The sequence below is a fragment of the Caballeronia sp. NCF2 genome, from assembly GCF_023631205.1.
Lineage (GTDB): Bacteria > Pseudomonadota > Gammaproteobacteria > Burkholderiales > Burkholderiaceae > Caballeronia > Caballeronia zhejiangensis.
This window is the reverse complement of the sequence record NZ_JALQDN010000021.1, coordinates 15,318-32,260: the sequence shown is the minus strand read 5'-3', so window position 1 is coordinate 32,260 and position 16,943 is coordinate 15,318. Positions and strand designations below refer to the sequence as shown.

The 16,943-nt window shown below is 65.3% G+C and carries 17 protein-coding genes; 5 read left to right on the top strand and 12 right to left on the bottom strand.

All coding sequences use genetic code 11. The features are described from left to right. Positions 1-33 precede the first annotated feature (33 nt). Complete coding sequence (locus NCS02_RS10345; RefSeq protein ID WP_250523057.1) at positions 34-2,034, bottom strand: DUF6600 domain-containing protein; 2,001 nt, start codon at positions 2,032-2,034, stop codon at positions 34-36. Positions 2,035-2,168: 134 nt separating this feature from the next. Beyond that, entirely contained in the window at positions 2,169-2,918 is a 750-nt protein-coding gene (locus NCS02_RS10340) for an ArsR/SmtB family transcription factor (protein WP_008342310.1), read from the bottom strand. A 146-nt stretch (positions 2,919-3,064) separates the two neighbouring features. Here NCS02_RS10340 and NCS02_RS10335 point away from each other — a divergent pair, with 146 nt between their 5' ends. After that, positions 3,065-3,208, top strand: a complete 144-nt coding sequence (locus tag NCS02_RS10335; protein WP_250523056.1) for a hypothetical protein — start codon at positions 3,065-3,067, stop codon at positions 3,206-3,208. Positions 3,209-3,260: 52 nt separating this feature from the next. Further along, complete coding sequence (locus NCS02_RS10330; protein ID WP_250523055.1) at positions 3,261-3,782, top strand: acyl-CoA thioesterase; 522 nt, start codon at positions 3,261-3,263, stop codon at positions 3,780-3,782. Between the two features lie 27 nt (positions 3,783-3,809). On the opposite strand, the gene fumC is transcribed toward NCS02_RS10330, so the two are convergent. The 4 genes from fumC to NCS02_RS10310 all read right to left on the bottom strand — a co-directional run bounded on the left by fumC (position 3,810) and on the right by NCS02_RS10310 (position 9,115). Beyond that, entirely contained in the window at positions 3,810-5,216 is a 1,407-nt protein-coding gene (gene fumC / locus NCS02_RS10325) for a class II fumarate hydratase (RefSeq protein WP_250523054.1), read from the bottom strand. A 26-nt stretch (positions 5,217-5,242) separates the two neighbouring features. After that, complete coding sequence (locus NCS02_RS10320) at positions 5,243-6,817, bottom strand: phospholipase D family protein (RefSeq protein WP_250460493.1); 1,575 nt, start codon at positions 6,815-6,817, stop codon at positions 5,243-5,245. Between the two features lie 406 nt (positions 6,818-7,223). Continuing rightward, entirely contained in the window at positions 7,224-8,672 is a 1,449-nt protein-coding gene (locus tag NCS02_RS10315) for an MATE family efflux transporter (RefSeq protein ID WP_250523053.1), read from the bottom strand. 221 nt (positions 8,673-8,893) lie between these two features. After that, on the bottom strand, positions 8,894-9,115 hold the full coding sequence (locus NCS02_RS10310) for an RNA-binding S4 domain-containing protein (protein WP_008342305.1): 222 nt from the start codon (positions 9,113-9,115) through the stop codon (positions 8,894-8,896). Between the two features lie 297 nt (positions 9,116-9,412). On the opposite strand from NCS02_RS10310, the gene NCS02_RS10305 reads away from it, so the two are divergent. From NCS02_RS10305 to NCS02_RS10295, 3 genes are all read left to right on the top strand, one after another. Beyond that, a complete protein-coding gene (locus NCS02_RS10305) occupies positions 9,413-9,829 on the top strand; it encodes a hypothetical protein (RefSeq protein ID WP_033537095.1) in 417 nt (138 codons plus the stop codon). Between the two features lie 70 nt (positions 9,830-9,899). Then, a complete protein-coding gene (locus NCS02_RS10300; RefSeq protein WP_250523052.1) occupies positions 9,900-10,157 on the top strand; it encodes a hypothetical protein in 258 nt (85 codons plus the stop codon). Positions 10,158-10,307: 150 nt separating this feature from the next. Then, complete coding sequence (locus NCS02_RS10295; RefSeq protein ID WP_250523066.1) at positions 10,308-12,428, top strand: ATP-dependent helicase; 2,121 nt, start codon at positions 10,308-10,310, stop codon at positions 12,426-12,428. Positions 12,429-12,436: 8 nt separating this feature from the next. On the opposite strand, the gene NCS02_RS10290 is transcribed toward NCS02_RS10295, so the two are convergent. The 6 genes from NCS02_RS10290 to NCS02_RS10265 form a co-directional block, all read right to left on the bottom strand. Further along, positions 12,437-13,201: a DUF4088 family protein gene (locus NCS02_RS10290; protein WP_008342301.1), complete on the bottom strand. Its 765-nt coding sequence runs from the start codon at positions 13,199-13,201 to the stop codon at positions 12,437-12,439. 163 nt (positions 13,202-13,364) lie between these two features. Continuing rightward, entirely contained in the window at positions 13,365-13,688 is a 324-nt protein-coding gene (locus NCS02_RS10285; protein ID WP_008342300.1) for an AzlD domain-containing protein, read from the bottom strand. Beyond that, a complete protein-coding gene (locus tag NCS02_RS10280; protein WP_250523065.1) occupies positions 13,685-14,386 on the bottom strand; it encodes an AzlC family ABC transporter permease in 702 nt (233 codons plus the stop codon). Before NCS02_RS10280 ends, NCS02_RS10285 begins: the two co-directional genes overlap by 4 nt. A 137-nt stretch (positions 14,387-14,523) precedes the next feature. Continuing rightward, positions 14,524-15,345, bottom strand: a complete 822-nt coding sequence (locus NCS02_RS10275) for a helix-turn-helix transcriptional regulator (protein ID WP_250523051.1) — start codon at positions 15,343-15,345, stop codon at positions 14,524-14,526. Between the two features lie 74 nt (positions 15,346-15,419). Beyond that, the gene (locus NCS02_RS10270) at positions 15,420-15,896 is read right to left on the bottom strand and encodes a CreA family protein (RefSeq protein ID WP_250523050.1); all 477 of its coding nucleotides are present in this window, start codon (positions 15,894-15,896) and stop codon (positions 15,420-15,422) included. 299 nt (positions 15,897-16,195) lie between these two features. Further along, positions 16,196-16,939, bottom strand: a complete 744-nt coding sequence (locus tag NCS02_RS10265) for a FadR/GntR family transcriptional regulator (RefSeq protein ID WP_250523049.1) — start codon at positions 16,937-16,939, stop codon at positions 16,196-16,198. Positions 16,940-16,943: the final 4 nt, after the last annotated feature.

The window sequence follows — 16,943 nt, the reverse complement described above, 5'->3', positions numbered from 1 at the left end:
GCGGTCGAGGCCGCGCGTTTTGTTTTTGAGGTCTTAACCGCGATGGTGCTCGTTGCCGCCGCCACGTTGCTGTTGCGGCTGTTGCGGTTGATGAGGCTCCCGATTCTGCATCTGCGGCGGCGGAGCCTGACGAACTTCCTGATGCATCGGCTGACGCGTTGGCTCCTGGTGAGGCTGCGGCCGCTGCGCTTCCGGCTGCGGATGAGGCGGCGGCATCTCATGGCGCGGCTGTTCGACCCGCGCCTGGCGATACGCCTCCGGCGACGCGTGATTGGGCTGCGGCTGCATCGAATGCATCGGCATGCGTTGATCGACGTGCGGCGCATCGTTTGCGCGTTGACGCTGCCACATCGGTTGATACGCCTGCTGCGGCGCGCGCGGCTCGCGCGAAACGGCATGTCCGCGCGATGAATCCCCATGCGCGAAGCGCGGATCGTTCGCGCCGAATTGCGCAGCCTGCGGCGGATGCGCAACGCCGTAGCCATGCGGCTGCGCAGGCTGAGCGGGAACCGGCGCCGGCAACGTGCCGCCCGCGATGACCGACCGCGCCGGTCCATGCGTCGCGACGAGATGCACCTGTTCGTTGCGCGCGCCGTACCCGCCGCGCGGATCGCGATTCTGCTGCACGTACCGGTCATGAAAAGCCGGCGGCGCGACGGGCGCGCGTGTCGCGACCACCGGTCGTCCGAATCCGGCCTGCGGCGGCCGATAACTCGCGCGTCGCCCACCGGGCGCGAAGCTGTCGCGCGTCGGCGCAATGCCCGGCGCGCCCGCGAAGAAGCGCGGATGGCGCCAGCGCGACGGATCGACCGCGTACGGCTGACGTCCGACCGGCTGGCCAAGCACGAACAGGTTCGTCGGCACGGCCGTCAGCCCGCGCGGCGCGTGATAGTTGACGTACGTATTGCGCACATAGACATTGCGGTTCACGCGTTCGAAATAACGCGGACTCCAGCCATCCCGATGCGGACGCCAAGCTTCGCCCGGTCCGAGCGGAAACCACGCGACGCCCGCCGCCGCGATGCCGCCGACCGTCACCGCGACGTTCCAGTCGGGGCCGCCATCGCCATCGCCATCGCCGACGAAACCGACGAGCGCAGGCGAATACGCGGGCGGCGCGCTGACGTCCATCGGGCCGGGCACCCACGCCCATCGCGATCCGATATACGCCCAGCGGCCATAGTGATACGGCGCGAAGCCCCACGGCGCGTCGTCGATCCATGTCCATCCCCACGGATCCTGCCAGGCCCAATATCCCTGACGATACGGCGCCCAGTCGGCGGACACGGCGGTCGGCGTCCAGACCGGCCCGTACGACGGATCGTTGCGCCACGTTCCGTTGGCGTCGAGATCCTGATAACCGGGCACGTCGCGCGATACATATCGCGCCGAAATCGAGCGATCTTCGGATGCGTCGCGCCCGGCGGCCCATTGATCGAACGCGTCGGGCGCGGGCGCCGCATTCGCCGATGCCTGCTGCAGATTCGTGCCCTCGAACGTCATCTGCTGCCCGCCCGCGAGTTGCACGGAGCCACCGTCGCCGTACGCGGTCACGCCGCCGCTTCGCACCGTCACAGTCGTCGCGCGGCCATCGGGCGCGACGTCGACTCGCATCTCGCCGGGCGTCGTGATCGCGAGCGCGGTGTTCGGCGTGTCGATCTCGTAGGTCGTGCCGGGCGGGAGTTCGCGCACGCGCGTCGACAGCGTGCCCTGGGCGATCTTGAGTTGCGCGGTGTCGTCGTCGAGCGCGAGGACGGACAGCGCCGTCGATGACCCGAGCCGCACCGCCGTCGAACCGATATGCAGTTCGGAGCGCGCGTTCTCGTCGTTCCAGAGTTGATCGCCCGTCGTCAGCGGACGATTGATCTGCGCGTAGGACCAGTCGGATGCGCCCGCTGGCTCCGTCGTCACCGTGCCCGCCATGTAGTTGAGCCGCGCGATGCGTCCGGGCGGATCGCCTTGTCCGGTTTGCGCAAACGCGTTAAGCCCCGATGCCGACAAAAGCACGCACAAAGCGGCGATCTTGATCTTCATTACGTTCTCCGGCGGCCGCGCGTGCGTTCCGTTCGGCGCACTGAGTTCGCGAGACCTGTCGGATCAATGTATCGCCGGCGCCTGTATCCGTACGATGCCGTTTGTAACGGCTCGCAGGCGCGCGTAACAAAGCTTTATCGCGCGGACAGGAAGCCTTCGAAATGCCGATGCCCCGCGGGCGTCACGCGCAGGACGCGGCGTTTCGCCGTGCGCTCGATCCAGCCGTGCGACTCGCACGCGTCGAGAAACGCCGCGCCGAGCGCGCCGCCCAGATGCGGCCGGCGCTCGCTCCAGTCGATGCAGGTGCACGCGAACCGTCGCCGCCGCGCGCGCTGCGCCTTCAGATCGATGCCGAGTTCGGCGAACGCCTGCGCGCCTTCGGGCGTGGCGTCGAGCGCGGCGGGGCCGTGCGCGGCGTCGTGACGATCGGCGGCGGCGAGCCAGTTGCGCGCGATCATCCGCTCGAAGAGCTGCACGGCGAGTTCGCCCGCCAGATGGTCGTAGCAGGTGCGCGCGAAACGCATTTCGACAGGCACGGCGGAAGGCGGCCGTTCCGGCGCGCGCTGCGGCGCGCTCGCCCGCGCGAGATTGGCGAGCGCTTCGATGGCCGCGGCGATATCCGCCGTCGCGATCCGGTAGTACCGATGCCGTCCGCTCACTTCGAGCGCGAGCAGTCCGCCTTCGGTCAGCCGCGCGAGATGCCCGCTTGCCGCCGATGGCGACAGCCCCGCGATCATCGTCAGTTCGCCGGCGGGGCGCGCGGTGCCGTCCATCAGCGACCAGAGCATGGCGGCGCGGCCCGGATCCGCGATCAGCGCGCCGATGCGCGACAGGCCGGGAAAATGGCGCGCGCGGGAATCGGCGTCGTCGAAAGCGGGGTTCATGGCGATTTCCGTATCGGGCGAAGTAGTCGATGCGTCCACTCTAGCGCGATCGCGCAACCGATGTTTCACCGTGCGCCGAAATGTCGATGCGCGAGGCGCGGCGCTAGAATGACCGCTGGCATTTCGAGGCAGCAGGGGAGAATTCCATGGCCAGATTCATTCTCGCGAGCGCTATAGGCGTTCTCGTGCTCTGCGCGGGCTGCGCGGGCGCGCCGTCGTCGTCGGCGGGCAGCGGCGGCAGCATCACGATGTACGGCACGATCGATCAGGGCATCACCATCCACGATTGAATATTGCCGACCCTATAATCGGCATTCATTTTCCGCATCAGCCGGGCTTCCCATGAATACGCCGACCTCATCCCCCATTCCAGCCGTCCCGAAAAGCCGTGCCGAAACCACTTTCCGCTTTCTCGCCGAGCCGACTTCGGTGAATTTCGGCGGCAAGGTGCACGGCGGCGCGCTGATGAAATGGATCGACGAAACCGCCTACGCCTGCGCCGCGATGTGGTCCGGGCGCTATGCGGTCACGGTGAGCGTCGGCAACATCCGTTTTCGGCGGCCGATTCTCGTCGGCAATCTGGTCGAGTTGCGCGCGCGCGTCGTGACGACGGGGCGCACCAGCATGCACATCCACATTTCCGTGCATGCGGGCGACCCGAAAGTCGGCGAGCTTGAGCAGACGACCGATTGCCTGATGGTTTTCGTCGCCGTCGATGAAAAAGGCCAGCCGACGCCCGTGCCTGCGTTCGTGCCGGAAACGGAAGAGGAAAAGCGCCTCGCGAAATACGCGATGGACGTGAAGGACGCGCTCGATGCAATCGTCGAGCTGAAGCCGGAAGAGGTGGCAGCGGGGAAGGTGTAACCCGCCGCTCTTCGGGCAAGAACGCGCTTACCTTTTTCCCACCATTTCCTCCGGCTTCACCCATTCATCGAACTGCTGCTCGGTCACGTGACCGAGCGCGAGCGCGGCGGCCTTCAGCGTCGTGCCTTCCTTGTGCGCCTTTTTCGCGATCTGCGCGGCCTTGTCATAGCCGATATGCGGATTCAGCGCCGTCACGAGCATCAGCGATTCGTTCAGCAGACTGTCGATGCGCTTCTCGTTCGGCTCGATGCCCACCGCGCAGTTATCGTTGAAGCTCTGCGCGCCGTCCGCGAGCAGGCGGACCGATTGCAGCACGTTGTGCGCGATCATCGGCCGGAACACGTTCAGCTCGAAGTTGCCGCTCGCGCCGCCGAAGTTCACCGCGACATCGTTGCCGAAGACCTGGCAGCAGAGCATCGTGACGGCTTCGGATTGCGTCGGGTTCACCTTGCCCGGCATGATCGAGCTGCCCGGCTCGTTCTCCGGGATCGACAGCTCGCCCAACCCGCAGCGCGGTCCGCTCGCCAGCCAGCGGATGTCGTTGGCGATCTTCATCAGGCTCGCCGCGACCGTCTTCAGCGCGCCGTGCGCGGCGACGAGCGCATCGGCGGCGGCCATCACCTCGAACTTGTTCGGCGCAGTCTCGAACGGCAGGCCGGTGAGCTTGCCGATCGCCTGCGCGACCTTCACCGCGAATTCCGGATGCGCGTTCAGCCCCGTGCCGACCGCCGTGCCGCCCTGCGCGAGCTGATACAGATGCGGCAAAGTCGCCTCGACGTGCTTCATGCTCTGATCGAGCTGCGCGACGTATCCCGAAAACTCCTGCCCGAGCGTGAGCGGCGTCGCGTCCTGCAAGTGCGTACGGCCGATCTTCACGATCTTGTCGAACGCCTTCGCCTTCTTGTCGAGCGTATCGCGCAACGTTTTCAGCGACGGCAGCAGATGCTTCTTGATCGCCACGGCCGCGGCGACGTGCATCGCGGTCGGAAACACGTCGTTCGACGACTGGCCGCGATTCACATCGTCGTTCGGATGCACGAGGCGCTCCTCGCCGCGCGGACCGCCCATGATTTCGCTCGCGCGATTGGCGATCACCTCGTTCAGATTCATGTTGGTCTGCGTGCCCGAGCCGGTTTGCCAGACGGCGAGCGGAAATTCGTCGGGATGCTTGCCGTCGATGATTTCCTCGGCCGCCTGAACGATCGCCTTCGCCTTCTTCGAGTCGAGCACCTTCAGGCCTTCGTTCACTTCCGCGGCGGCGTGCTTGATGATCGCGAGCGCGGTGATCAGCTCGGGCGACTGCTTTTCCGTCGAAATCTTGAAGTTTTGCAGCGAGCGCTGCGTCTGCGCGCCCCAGAGCTTGTCGTTCGGCACGGCGATCTCGCCGAACGTGTCCGTCTCCATCCGTACGTCGCCTTTCGCATCGTGTGACATCGCGTGAGTTTCCTTACGAAGTTGGATCAAAGCTGCTTGTCGACGGGCAGCATCATGAAGAGGCCCGTCATCGCATTGCGATAAAGACCTGCCTCGGGATCGAAATTGTAGGTGACGAGACTGCCGTTTTCCTCGGTGATCCAGACGAGGCCCGACTGCGGCGCGCCCGTGCGCCGAAGCTCCTCCGTCACCGCCGCGCTCGCCAGTTGCACCTGCCAGCTCACCTTCGGCGAAATGCCGTTCTCGAAGAGTTTCGCGGCTTCCTCGGCGATCGGCTTGCTGTGGATCACGAGCGCGAGCTCGGTATTGAGCTTCGCCGAACGCGGATCGAGATTCATCGAGCCGATCACGAGGATACTCCGATCGATCACATAGGCCTTCGCGTGCAGGCTCGCGCGCGACTGCGAGCCGAAGAGACCCGCGCGCGGACTGCTTTCGCCTTCGACCTGAATCGGCTTGAACTCGTACAGTTCGACGCCGTTTTGCAGCATCGGAATGCGATACGGCGCGTAGCCCGCCTGCACGGCGACGGCATCGGTCGCGGCGAGCGAATTCGTCAGCACCGCGACGCGCACGCGGCGCTTCGTCAGACCGGCGAGCGCCTTCACGCCCGCGTCGTGCGGCACGAAGTAGGGCGACAGGATCAGGAATTCGCTCTGCGCGTCCTTCAGCAGAGCGACAAGGCGCTCCATCGGCGGGCTTTTATAGTCGTCGCTCGGATGCTCGATCTTCGATGGCGAATCGACCCGGAACTCCGTCGGCGCCCACACGAGGCCCATTTCCTCGCGCGCGATCTGCTGCGCGAGCGGCGTCGCATTGAGCGGCTTCGCGTTCAGCGGATCGGCCTGCTCGCGCCAGTGCTTGCGCAAGTCGTCGCGGGTCTTGTCGAGTTCGCGGGCGTCGAACTTCTGCTTGTTGAGCGCGCGCAGCGGGTACGCGAGCGAACTGTTCCAGTAATCGTCGAAGCTCGCGGATATTTCTTGCGTGACCGGACCGGCGGCGAAGACGTCGAGATCGCGAAACTGCAAGGTCGGGCTCGCGCTGAAGTACTCGTCGCCGAGATTGCGGCCGCCGACGATCGCGATCTGGTTGTCCGCGATCATCGCCTTGTTGTGCATGCGGCGCGTGAAGTGACTGAGATTCGTGAAGAAATTCTGCGTGCGCTCGGAGAAGCTGCGTTGCGCGCTGCCGTAGGGGTTGAACACGCGAATCTCGATCTTGTCGTGCGAATTGAGCGCCGCCATGATCTGGTCGATGTCCTTGAAGTTCAGATCGTCGACGAGCATGCGCACGCGCACGCCGCGATCCGCCGCATACAACGCCGCGCCGAGCAGCAGCTTGCCGGTGTTGTCCTCGTTGGCGATGTAGTACTGCATGTCGAGCGTCTTCGTCGCCGCGCGCGCGAGTGCGATGCGCGCCTGCAGCGCGTCGGTGCCGGTCGGCAGCAGGCGCACCGCCGACTCGTCCGGATGCCGTTTCTCGAGCGGCGCGAGGGCGGTCGCGAGGGGCGTCGTTTCCGTCGATGCCAGCGCGTGGCTCTCCGGCCGGTCGAACGCCGTCGCGGGCGGGCGCGTCTCGCAAGCGGCGACGAGCGTCGTCATCGTCACGATGACGGCGATGTTGCGCACGGCGGCGCCGAATGTTCGTGCGCGCGCGTCGCGGCGCGCGATTTCCCGCAATCCCCGGTTTTCCGACACTTCGATTCCCCGTTCTGGTCGCCGCTCGTGAAGCGCTCGGCGACGTTTTCGCGTTTTCGGTCTTCAGCACGAAAGTAGCAAGGAGCGTACTCGCGCCGGATCTCGAAATTATTCTATGGGAAATCGGGAAAGCGCCGAACGTTGCACTGGGCGGTGGCGTACGGACGAAAAAAAGCCCGCTGGCTAGAGCGGGCCTACAACCCCTGTCACAGATGTCTCAAGGAGGAGACGGGTTCATCGTAGCAATGCGCGCCGCGCGGCCCAACCAAGCATTCGTGCTATGCAAATCGGCGCGCGGATCGTGTGCTTATCAGACGTGACCGTGCGGCGCGGCGCTCGCGGCGCCGGCGTCGTCCGGCCGTGGCGTGATGCCGGTTTCGATGAAGCGCCGGCTGATGCGATGGAAGCGCAGCGTCATCAGCACGGCGACGCTCGCGAGCCCGGCCGCGAGGCCCCACCACAGGCCCTTCGCGCCGAGTTCGAAGTGGAACGCGAGCACATAGCCGGTCGGAAAGCCGACGCCCCAGTAGCCGAACGCGGCGGCGAGCATCGGAATGCGCGTGTCCTTCAGGCCGCGCAGGCAGCCGGAGCCGACCGTCTGCATGCCGTCGACGATCTGGAACACCGCCGCGACGCCGAGCAGCGACGCCGCGAGCGCGACGGTATGCGCGTTGGCGGGATCGTCGAGATGCAGATACAGCCCGACGATCGCGCGCGGCACGGCGATCAGCACGAGCCCGGAGCACATCATGAAGCCGACGCCGAGCGCGAGCGCGACGAAGCCCGCGTGACGCGCGGCGACAGGCACGCCCGCGCCGACCCAGTAGCCGACGCGCACGTTCGCCGCCTGGCCGATCGCCAGCGGCACCATGAACGCGACCGACGCGACGTTGAGTGCGATCTGATGCGCGGCGAGCGGCGCTTCGCCGAGCAGGCCGACCATCATGCCGGTGGCGAGAAAGAGCGTCGATTCGACCCCGTAGGTGATCGCGACGGGCCAGCCGATGCTGAACAGTTCCCGCATCAGCGGCAGGCGCGGGCGCGCGCGCGCGACGAAATGCCGGTAGCGCGGCCGCAGATGCAGCACCGCGACGAGCGCGATCGCGATGCCCCAGACGGTGATCGTCGTCGCCGCCGCCGAGCCGAGGAAGCCTTCGCGCGGCAGGCCGTACGCGCCGTGGATCAGGCCGTAGTTGAGAAAGCCGTTGACGAACACGCCGCCGATGGAGATCCACAAGAGCCTGCGCGCCGCGCCAATGGCGGGCAGAAACGCGCGCATCATCCCGACGCCGATCAGACTGCCGGGTGTCCCCCAGCGCAGCACCGCGCAGTATTCGCCGACGTTCTTCGCGAGCGTCGCGGGTTCATGGAACGCGAGCAGGATCGGTTCGGCGTAGCTCAGCAGCACGAACGCGGGCACGGCGAGCAGCAGGGAGAGCACGAACCCGGTCCAGTAGATGCCTGGCACGCGATGATCGGCGTTCGCGCCGCGCGCATGCGCCACCGACACGGAAACGGACGTCAGCACGCCCTGTAGGAGCGTCACGACGACGAAAAAGAGATTCGCGCCGAGGCCGCCCGCGGCGAGGGCATCGGGGCCGAGCGAGCCGAGCAGGATGGTGTCGGTGACGCCCATCGCCATCTGCGAGAGCTGCGCGATGGCAAGCGGCGCGGCGAGACGCGCCGTGTCGACGGCGTGACGCGAGAGGCTCGGCGGTCCTTGATGCGCGCGCGCGGCGCGCGTGACTGGCGGTTGCATGTTGATCGGATCGAAACCAAAAGGCCGCAATGAGTGCGGCCGGACTGGAACGCGAGGGGGCAAGGATCGAAGCGCAAACGCGCTGACGGGAACCGACGCTGAAACCAGAACGAAAGAACAGACCGTCAGCTTATTGCGTCGCGTGCGGCATGTCGATGACGCGTTTGCTTATGCCCGGATTTTCGCAATTGCGCGGCGTGTGCGCGCAAATCGCCGCGCGCTTAATCGGGCGCGCGCACGTAAATCGTCTGGCCGTCGAGCTTCACTCGCTGACCCGCGCGGATCTTGCAGGTCTTGCGCAGTTCCACCTGGCCGTCGACGGTGACATCGCCCATGGCGACGCGTGCCTTCGCCGAGCCGCCGCTGTCCGCGAGGCCCATCAGCTTGAGCAGATTGTGGAGTTCGATGAAGTCGCCCGTCAGGGTGAATTGGAGTGGCGGCATGAGGCGGGCAAGGCGGGAATGCGGGAAGGGCTCAATGATAAACCACGCCGGGCATGCGCCGTGCTCAGGGATCGCGAGGACCGGTAATCCCCACGCAAGCGCGCTCGTTGGCAAATGTAGCCAGATGAAACCGTCGGTAACAGTGACTGATTTTCGCGAACTTGCCCGATTGACCGCCGGTCCGACCATTTGATCGATGCAGCTTCGGTCATCTTTCCAATCGACAAAAGTCGCGCGGATCGCTCGTTTCACCGTCGTAAGAGCGCCGCCGACGCCAACTAAAGAGAGGACTAGCTCATGACTCGCGCACGAATCCTTTTGATCGGCTCCGCCATCGCCACTTTCGCCGCTTCGGGCGCTTATGCGCAAACCGCGACCCAGTCCGCACCGGTGCAGACTCAAACGCAAGCGCAAGTGCAGCCGATGCAAGCCCAACAGCCGATGACGCCGCCGCCGCAGAACCTCGTCGCGCCCGCGCCGACCGATCCGCTCGTCGAGCGCCGCAATGCCAATGCGAAGGCGAACGCCGAATACAGCGCGTCGAAGAAGGCGTCGAAGGCCGAATTGAAGGCGCAGACCGAGCAGGCCAAGGCGCAGTACAAGGAAGAGGTGAAGAACGCGAAGATCAATCGCAAGGCGGACAAGGACGCCGCCAAGGCCGAATTGAACGCGACCGAGCCGAACGCACCGAAGGACACCGGCTTGCAGCATTAAGCGGGCGAACCGGGAATCGCCGCGAGCTCGCGTTTGGCGCGGCTCGCGGCATCGAACAAGGGAGAAGACCATGAATCGAAAAACTCATGCACTGCTGGCCGCGCTGATCGCGGGGACGTTCGCGAGCGCGAGCGTGGCATCGTTCGCACAAACGGCGTCGGATACGCCGACTGCCGCCGATCAAAGGGCCGCGAAGGAACAGAGCAAGGCCGACAAGAAGGCGGCCGTCGCGCAAGCCAAGGCCGACAAGAAAAAGACCGAGGCGCAATCGGACGCCAATGAAGCCGCCGCCGAAGCGAAGCTCAAGAACGCGAAGAAGGCCGACTGACGCAAATCTTTTGCAGCGATGCGAGCCCGGTTCCGTGCGAGCCGGGCTCGTTGCATTTGGGGCCAAAACCCTTGTCGAGCCAAAGGCTTGCGCGTGCGGGTTGTATGGATATACAGTGTGCGTCACTCATTTCCCGCCGCCTTTTCTCCCGTGCTCACGCTCCCCGACACCGCCGACGAATCCACCACAAAACAGGTCGCCGACTATCTCGCGAAGCTCAACGAGGCGCAGCGTCAGGCCGTCGAATTCGGCGTCGACGAACCGGGGCGCGCGGGCGGGCCGCTGCTCGTCATCGCGGGCGCGGGATCGGGCAAGACCAACACGCTCGCGCATCGCGTCGCGCATCTGCTGGTGAAAGGCGCGGATCCGCATCGCATCCTGCTGCTCACGTTTTCGCGCCGCGCGGCGCTCGAAATGACGCGGCGGGTGTCGCGCATCGCAATGAACGCGCTCGGCACGAGAAGCGCAATCGCGCAGGGTTTGTCGTGGTCGGGCACGTTCCATAGCGTCGGCGCGCGGCTGTTGCGCGATTACGCCGATCTCGTCGGGCTCGCGCCGTCGTTCACCATCAACGATCGCGAGGATTCGGCCGATCTCATGAACCTCGTGCGGCACGAGCTCGGTTTGTCGTCGAAGGAAAAGCGCTTTCCCGCCAAATCGACGTGCTTCGCGATCTACTCGCGCGTCGTCAACACCGGCGCGTCCCTGGCGACCGTGCTCGATCAGTCGTATCCGTGGTGCCGCGAGTGGGAAGCGGACCTGAAGCGCCTCTTCGCCGCGTACGTCAGCGCGAAACAGGCGCAAAGCGTGCTCGATTACGACGATCTGCTGCTCTACTGGTCGCATCTCGCGGCGGAGCCGTCGATTGCCGCCGATCTCGCGAGCCGCTTCGATCACGTTCTCGTCGACGAATATCAGGACACGAACCGTCTGCAGGCATCCATTCTTCTCGCGATGAAACCGGACGGGCGCGGCCTTACCGTCGTCGGCGACGATGCGCAATCCATCTACTCGTTTCGCGGCGCGACGGTGCGCAACATCCTCGATTTTCCCGGCCACTTCGATCCGCCCGCCGCGACCGTCACGCTCGACCGCAACTATCGTTCGACCTTGCCGATTCTCGAAGCGTCGAACGCGGTGGTCGGCCTCGCGACCGAGCGCTACACGAAGAATCTGTGGACCGACAAGGCATCGGCGCAAAAGCCGCGCGTCGTTGCCGTCGCCGATGAAGCCGATCAGGCGCGCTATGTCGTCGAAAAAGTGCTCGAAGCGCGCGAAGGCGGCATGAAGCTCAAGGCGCAGGCGGTGCTGTTTCGTGCCGCGCATCACAGCGCGGCGCTCGAAATCGAATTGACGCGCCGGAACATTCCGTTCGTGAAGTTCGGCGGACTGAAGTTTCTCGATTCCGTTCATGTCAAGGACGTGCTCGCGGTGTTGCGCTGGGCCGAGAATCCGCGCGATCGCGTCGCGGGCTTTCGCGTCGCGCAGTTGTTGCCGGGCGTCGGACCGGCGATCGCCGGGCGCCTGCTCGACAGCGTGAGCGCGCCAGACGCGGTGGCGTCGAATGCGATCGCCGCGTTTCAGGCGCCCGCGCGCGCGTCGGAGGACTGGCCGCGTTTCGTCGGCCTGATGGCGAAGCTCTGCGGCCGCGACTCCGGCTGGCCCGCCGAGTTCGAAATGATCCGGCGTTGGTACGAGCCGCATCTGGAACGCAATCACGAGGACGCGGCGATCCGCATCGGCGACGTGTTGCAGATGGAAAGCATCGCGGCGACGTATCCCACGCGCGAGCGCTTTCTCACCGAACTGACGCTCGATCCGCCCGACGCGACCAGCGACGAATCCGGCGTGCCGCTGCTCGACGAAGACTATCTGATTCTCTCGACGATCCATTCGGCGAAGGGCCAGGAATGGCGCAACGTGTTCGTGCTGAACGGCGTCGACGGCTGCATTCCGTCCGATCTCGGCACGGGCAGCGACGAGGAACTCGACGAGGAACGGCGGCTGTTATACGTCGCGATGACGCGCGCGAAGGAAGACCTGCACATCATCACGCCGCAGCGCTTCTACGTGTACAACCAGACGCATCTCGGCGACCGTCACGTATGGGCGCAGCGCACGCGTTTCATTCCGCCGCATCTGATGCAGAACTTCGAAGCGGCCGCGTGGCCGCCCGTCATCGCGCCCGCTGCGCCGACGGCGGCGGGGCTGGCTGCGGCCGCGAAAGCGAAGATCGATATCGCGGCGCGCCTAAAGGGAATGTGGGACTGACCTGAATCTCAGCGCTGCGCGCGCGATGCACGCGGCGCGCGCGGCGACGGCGAGAAGATGCTGCGCAGCCATGCTGCGAAGCGTGTGTAGCCGTCGTAAGGCTCTTCGACGAAAAGCTCGGGCCGCAGCGAGCGCAGATATTCCAGCACTTGCTGCGCTTCCTGCTTCTGGATCGAGCCATAGAAGATGCCTAGCCGCAGCAGGCAGCGCAGTTCGCCGAGCTTCTCGCGCGCGGTCGAACCGATGCTCGTCTCCACCGAAATCTTGGTTTCATACACGCGCTGACGTAGCGAATCGGCGAGACGCCATGCGGGCGTCTGCATCTTTTCCTCGACTTCGCGAATATCCGCCGCCGCCGATTTGATCTGCGAGGCGAGCATGTCGACTTGCGATACGTCGCCGTCCGCTTCGGTGACGATCGCCGTCGCCCACGCGCGCGATGCCTTGACGAGATCCTCGGCGGTCCAGTCCGCGCGGATCGCGAACGCGAAGCCGTGCTCGGCTGCCTGCCGGATCAGGATCTCGACGACGTCCGGAAACTCCTTGTCGAGCGCGCGCTTCGCCCACGCGTACTGGCCGTGCGTGAGCATGCGCTGCACCGCCTGCTCGGTGAGCGGCGTGTTGTTGTCCAGGAGCTTCGCGCGCAGGAAGTCCTCGAACGAAGGCGTGACGAATTGCGGATCCAGCTTCAGCGACAGACGCGTGAACGCTTCGAAATCGCGCTGCAGCGAAGCGATGGTCTCGTCGCGTAACGATAAGGTGATTTGACGCATGTTGGTTCCCGGTTCCGCCTTCGATCCCCGAAGGCGGGAAAAGCTGTCGGCGCCGCGTCTCAGGCGGAGTCCATTCGTTTCTGTTATCGGCGCGCGCTTCGGGAACTTGAGGATTCTTCGATGCTCTTTGAAAGCCGTTTAACGGCTGATGGAGAGAAAACGTTTAGCGCAGCACGGCGAACTGCCACGCGAAAAACACCGCGAGCGACACGGCAATCGTCAAAAGCGGCCGTTTCGTGAACGCGCAAACGATGATCGCGACGATCGCAGCCACGAGCTGCGGATTGCGCCAGGTGATTTCCGCGCCGTTACCGTGCGGCGAGACGGTCATCGGCACGATGATCGCGGTGAGCACCGTCACCGGCACGAACGAAAGCGCGGTGCGGACGATCGGCGGAAAGGGCAGGCGTTCGCCCAGCACGAACACGGCGGCGCGGATCGCGAACGTAACGGCCGCCATGCCGAAGATCAGCGTGACGTAGTTCATTGCGTGCGCTCCTTCGCGTTCTTCAGACGATGTTTCGCGTGGCCCTTCGCCTGCGGACGGTTTTCCATCAGCGTGAGCAGCATGCCGACGGCCACGCCGACGAACACCGCCGCGAGCAGGCCGAGCTTGTACGGCCAGCCTTGCCACGCGAACGACAGCACGCCCGATGCGAGCGCCGCCGCGACGAAACGCACGGCGACGAGCTGCGGCACGATGATCGCGATGAACGTCGCGACCATCGCGAAGTCGAGCCCGAGCGATTTCAGTCCGGGAAACGCGGCGCCGAACAGGAGGCCGAGGAGCGTCCACAACTGCCAGTTCAGATACATCGCGACGCCGGAGCCGAAGAAGTAGTGCGGCCCGATCTCCCCCGGCGCGCGCTTCTGATAGTGCGCGTAGGCGACGGCGAAAACTTCGTCGGTGAGCATGCCCGCGAGCGCCCAGCGCCAGCGGCGCGGCAGATGCGCGACATACGGCGCGAGCGTCGCGGAATAGAGCACATGACGCAGATTGACGACGAGCGTCGTCGCCAGAATGACGGCGAAGCTCGCGTGCGACGCGATCAGGCCGACCGCGATGAACTGCGCCGAGCCCGCGAACACGACGAGCGACATCAACTGGCCGTGCCAGAGCGTGAGCGGACTTGCGGTGACGAGCGTGCCGAAGATCACGCCGAAGGGCGCGGCGCCGATCATCATCGGGATGGTGTCGCGTGCGCCGGCGGCGAATTCGCGCAAAGGTGTTGCTTTCAAGATTTCCTCCTATGGAAGCGAGGATACGCAAAACGTCGATGAGAATGCTTGTACGTTCTTGCGCTTTCCCGAGGCCGGACCGCCTAGCGCCAGCGGCCGGGCGGCACGCCGAACGTGCGCTTGAAATGGCGCGTGAAGTGACTCTGATCCGTGAAACCGCTCGCCGCCGCGACATCCGTCACGGATGCGCCCGCGCGCAACGCCGGCAGCGCGCGCACGATCCGCAGCTGATTGCGCCACGCATGCGGCGCGAGACCGGTTTCGCGCGTGAAGAGGCGCGCGGCGTGGAAGGTCGAGAGACCGACCGTCTGCGCGAGTTGGGCGAGCGTGACGGGTTCGAGGAGATCCTCGGCGAGGCGGGATTTCATCGTCGTGACGCGGTGCGCGTCGGCGGCGAGCGGCGCGATGCGCGGACGTTCGAGCGCGTGGCGTCCGAGCAGCGTCGTCACTGCATCGACGAGCGCCAGTTCCGCGGCGAGCGGGTCGGCGCCGTTTTCCAGCAGGCGATGCGCGATCTGCAAACGCCGCGCGAGATCGGGATCGCGGATGATTTCATCCGGAAACCACGGCGACGATTCCGGCCGCCCCGACAGGTCGCGCGCGAGAGTTTCGACGAACGGCACCGGCAGATAGAACACGCGATAGCGCCAGCCCGCATCGACGGCCCGCGCGCCGGTATGCACTTCGCCGGGATTGATCACCGGCACCGAACCGGCTTCGGCGACGTGATGCGCGCCGCGATAGTCGAAGCACTCCGCGCCGGCCTCGATCACGGGCACCGTATAGGCGTCATGCCAGTGCGGCGAGAATTCGTGATCGTAGTATTCGGCCGTGACCATGTCCGCGTCCGGCACGAGCGGCGAGCGCCAGTAGCGTGCGGCATTGCGGAAACGGTCGGCGTGCATGATCGAGCAATTCTGAGATAAGCGGAATCGCCCAGTTTACAACTTTGCTTCGCGCCCGGCCGGACAGTTGCGTGTCACTTCACCGGTATGGTCGTGCCCTCGGGCATCGGAACCGCCGTCACGCTGTTTTTCGGGCTGCCGGTCGCGATGCGGTCGCTGTAAGTCAGATAGACGAGCGTATTGCGTTTCGTATCGACGACGCGCACCACATGCAGCGTCTTGAAGATGAAGGACATGCCGGCCGAGAACACGTCGGTTTTCTGCTTGAGCGGTTCGGCGATCTTGATCGACCCGACCTGGCGGCACGCGATCGACGCTTCGGTCGGATCTTCGGCGATGCCCAGCGTGCCTTTCACGCCGCCCGTGCGCGCGCGGGACACATAGCAGGTGACGCCCTGGACGAGCGGATCGTCGTACGCATCGACGGTCACGCGGTCCGATCCGGTGAAGCGGAAGTTGGTGTTGACGCTCGCGATTTCCTCCGCGTGCGCGAGTCCGGCGCCGGAGAAAAGTGCGAGCGATGCGGCGAGCGCGAGGACGGAGCGGTTCATCGTCATCCTTCGGAAAAGAGAAAGGGCGTCGTATTGTATCGACGCCCTTGGCTCTTCGATGCATCTCGTGCCCGCATGCGGTCAATGAAAGATCAGATACAGAATCACCAGCACGATGACCGGCACGCCGAGCAGCCATCCGAGTAGATAAGGCATGTTGTCCTCCTTCGCATGTTGTTTTCGACGGTTTCAGTATCGCGAGGATGCGCCGCCCGCGTTAGCCGTGCGTGTCCGAAATGCGTGTAGGCGACGTCCTATCATCACTTTCTTGCGGCTTACAGATTCGTAATGTGATTGGATCAGGCCGCGCGGTTTTTCTTCGCGGGAACATCGCGATACAGCGTGCGCACGTAATCGAGATGCGCGCCCGCGCACTCCCGCGCCCGCGCCGGATCGCGCGCTACGATCGCATCGAAGATCGCGCGATGCTGCGTCATCAGGTTCGCTTCGACTTCGTCGTCGTAATCGACGAGACGGTGCGACGTGAGCATCGATTCGCGCACCAGTTCATTGAGTCCGTGCATGACGTGCGTGAGCGCGACGTTGTGCGTCGCGTCCGCGATGGCGAGATGGAACGCCGCGTCTCTCTCCGCGATGCGCGTGCTTTTTTCGGCGACGGCGTTTTGCAGCGCGTCGAAGGCGGCGGCGATGCGCGCCAGATCGTCGTCGGTGGCGCGCTCGGCGGCGTAGGCGGTCGAGAGCGTTTCGAGGCCGTGGCGAAGTTCGAGAACGTCGGCGCTCGCGTTCGGTTGTTGCCCGAGCAGGGCGGCGAGCGGATGCGACACGAGCGGCGCGGTCACATCCGATACGACAAAACCGCCGCGCCCGGCCGCGCGGATGAATCCGTCCGACTCCAGACGGATCAACGCCTCCCGCAGCGACGGACGCGACACGTTCAACTGCTCCGCCAGATCGCGCTCGGCGGGCAGGCGCTGGCCCGGCAGCAGCGTGCCGTTCGAAATCAATTCCCGGATCTGTCCCGACACGACATCGGAGAGACGCACGCGGGCGTAGGAATGCGCATGGACGGGCTGGAAAGTCATCGTT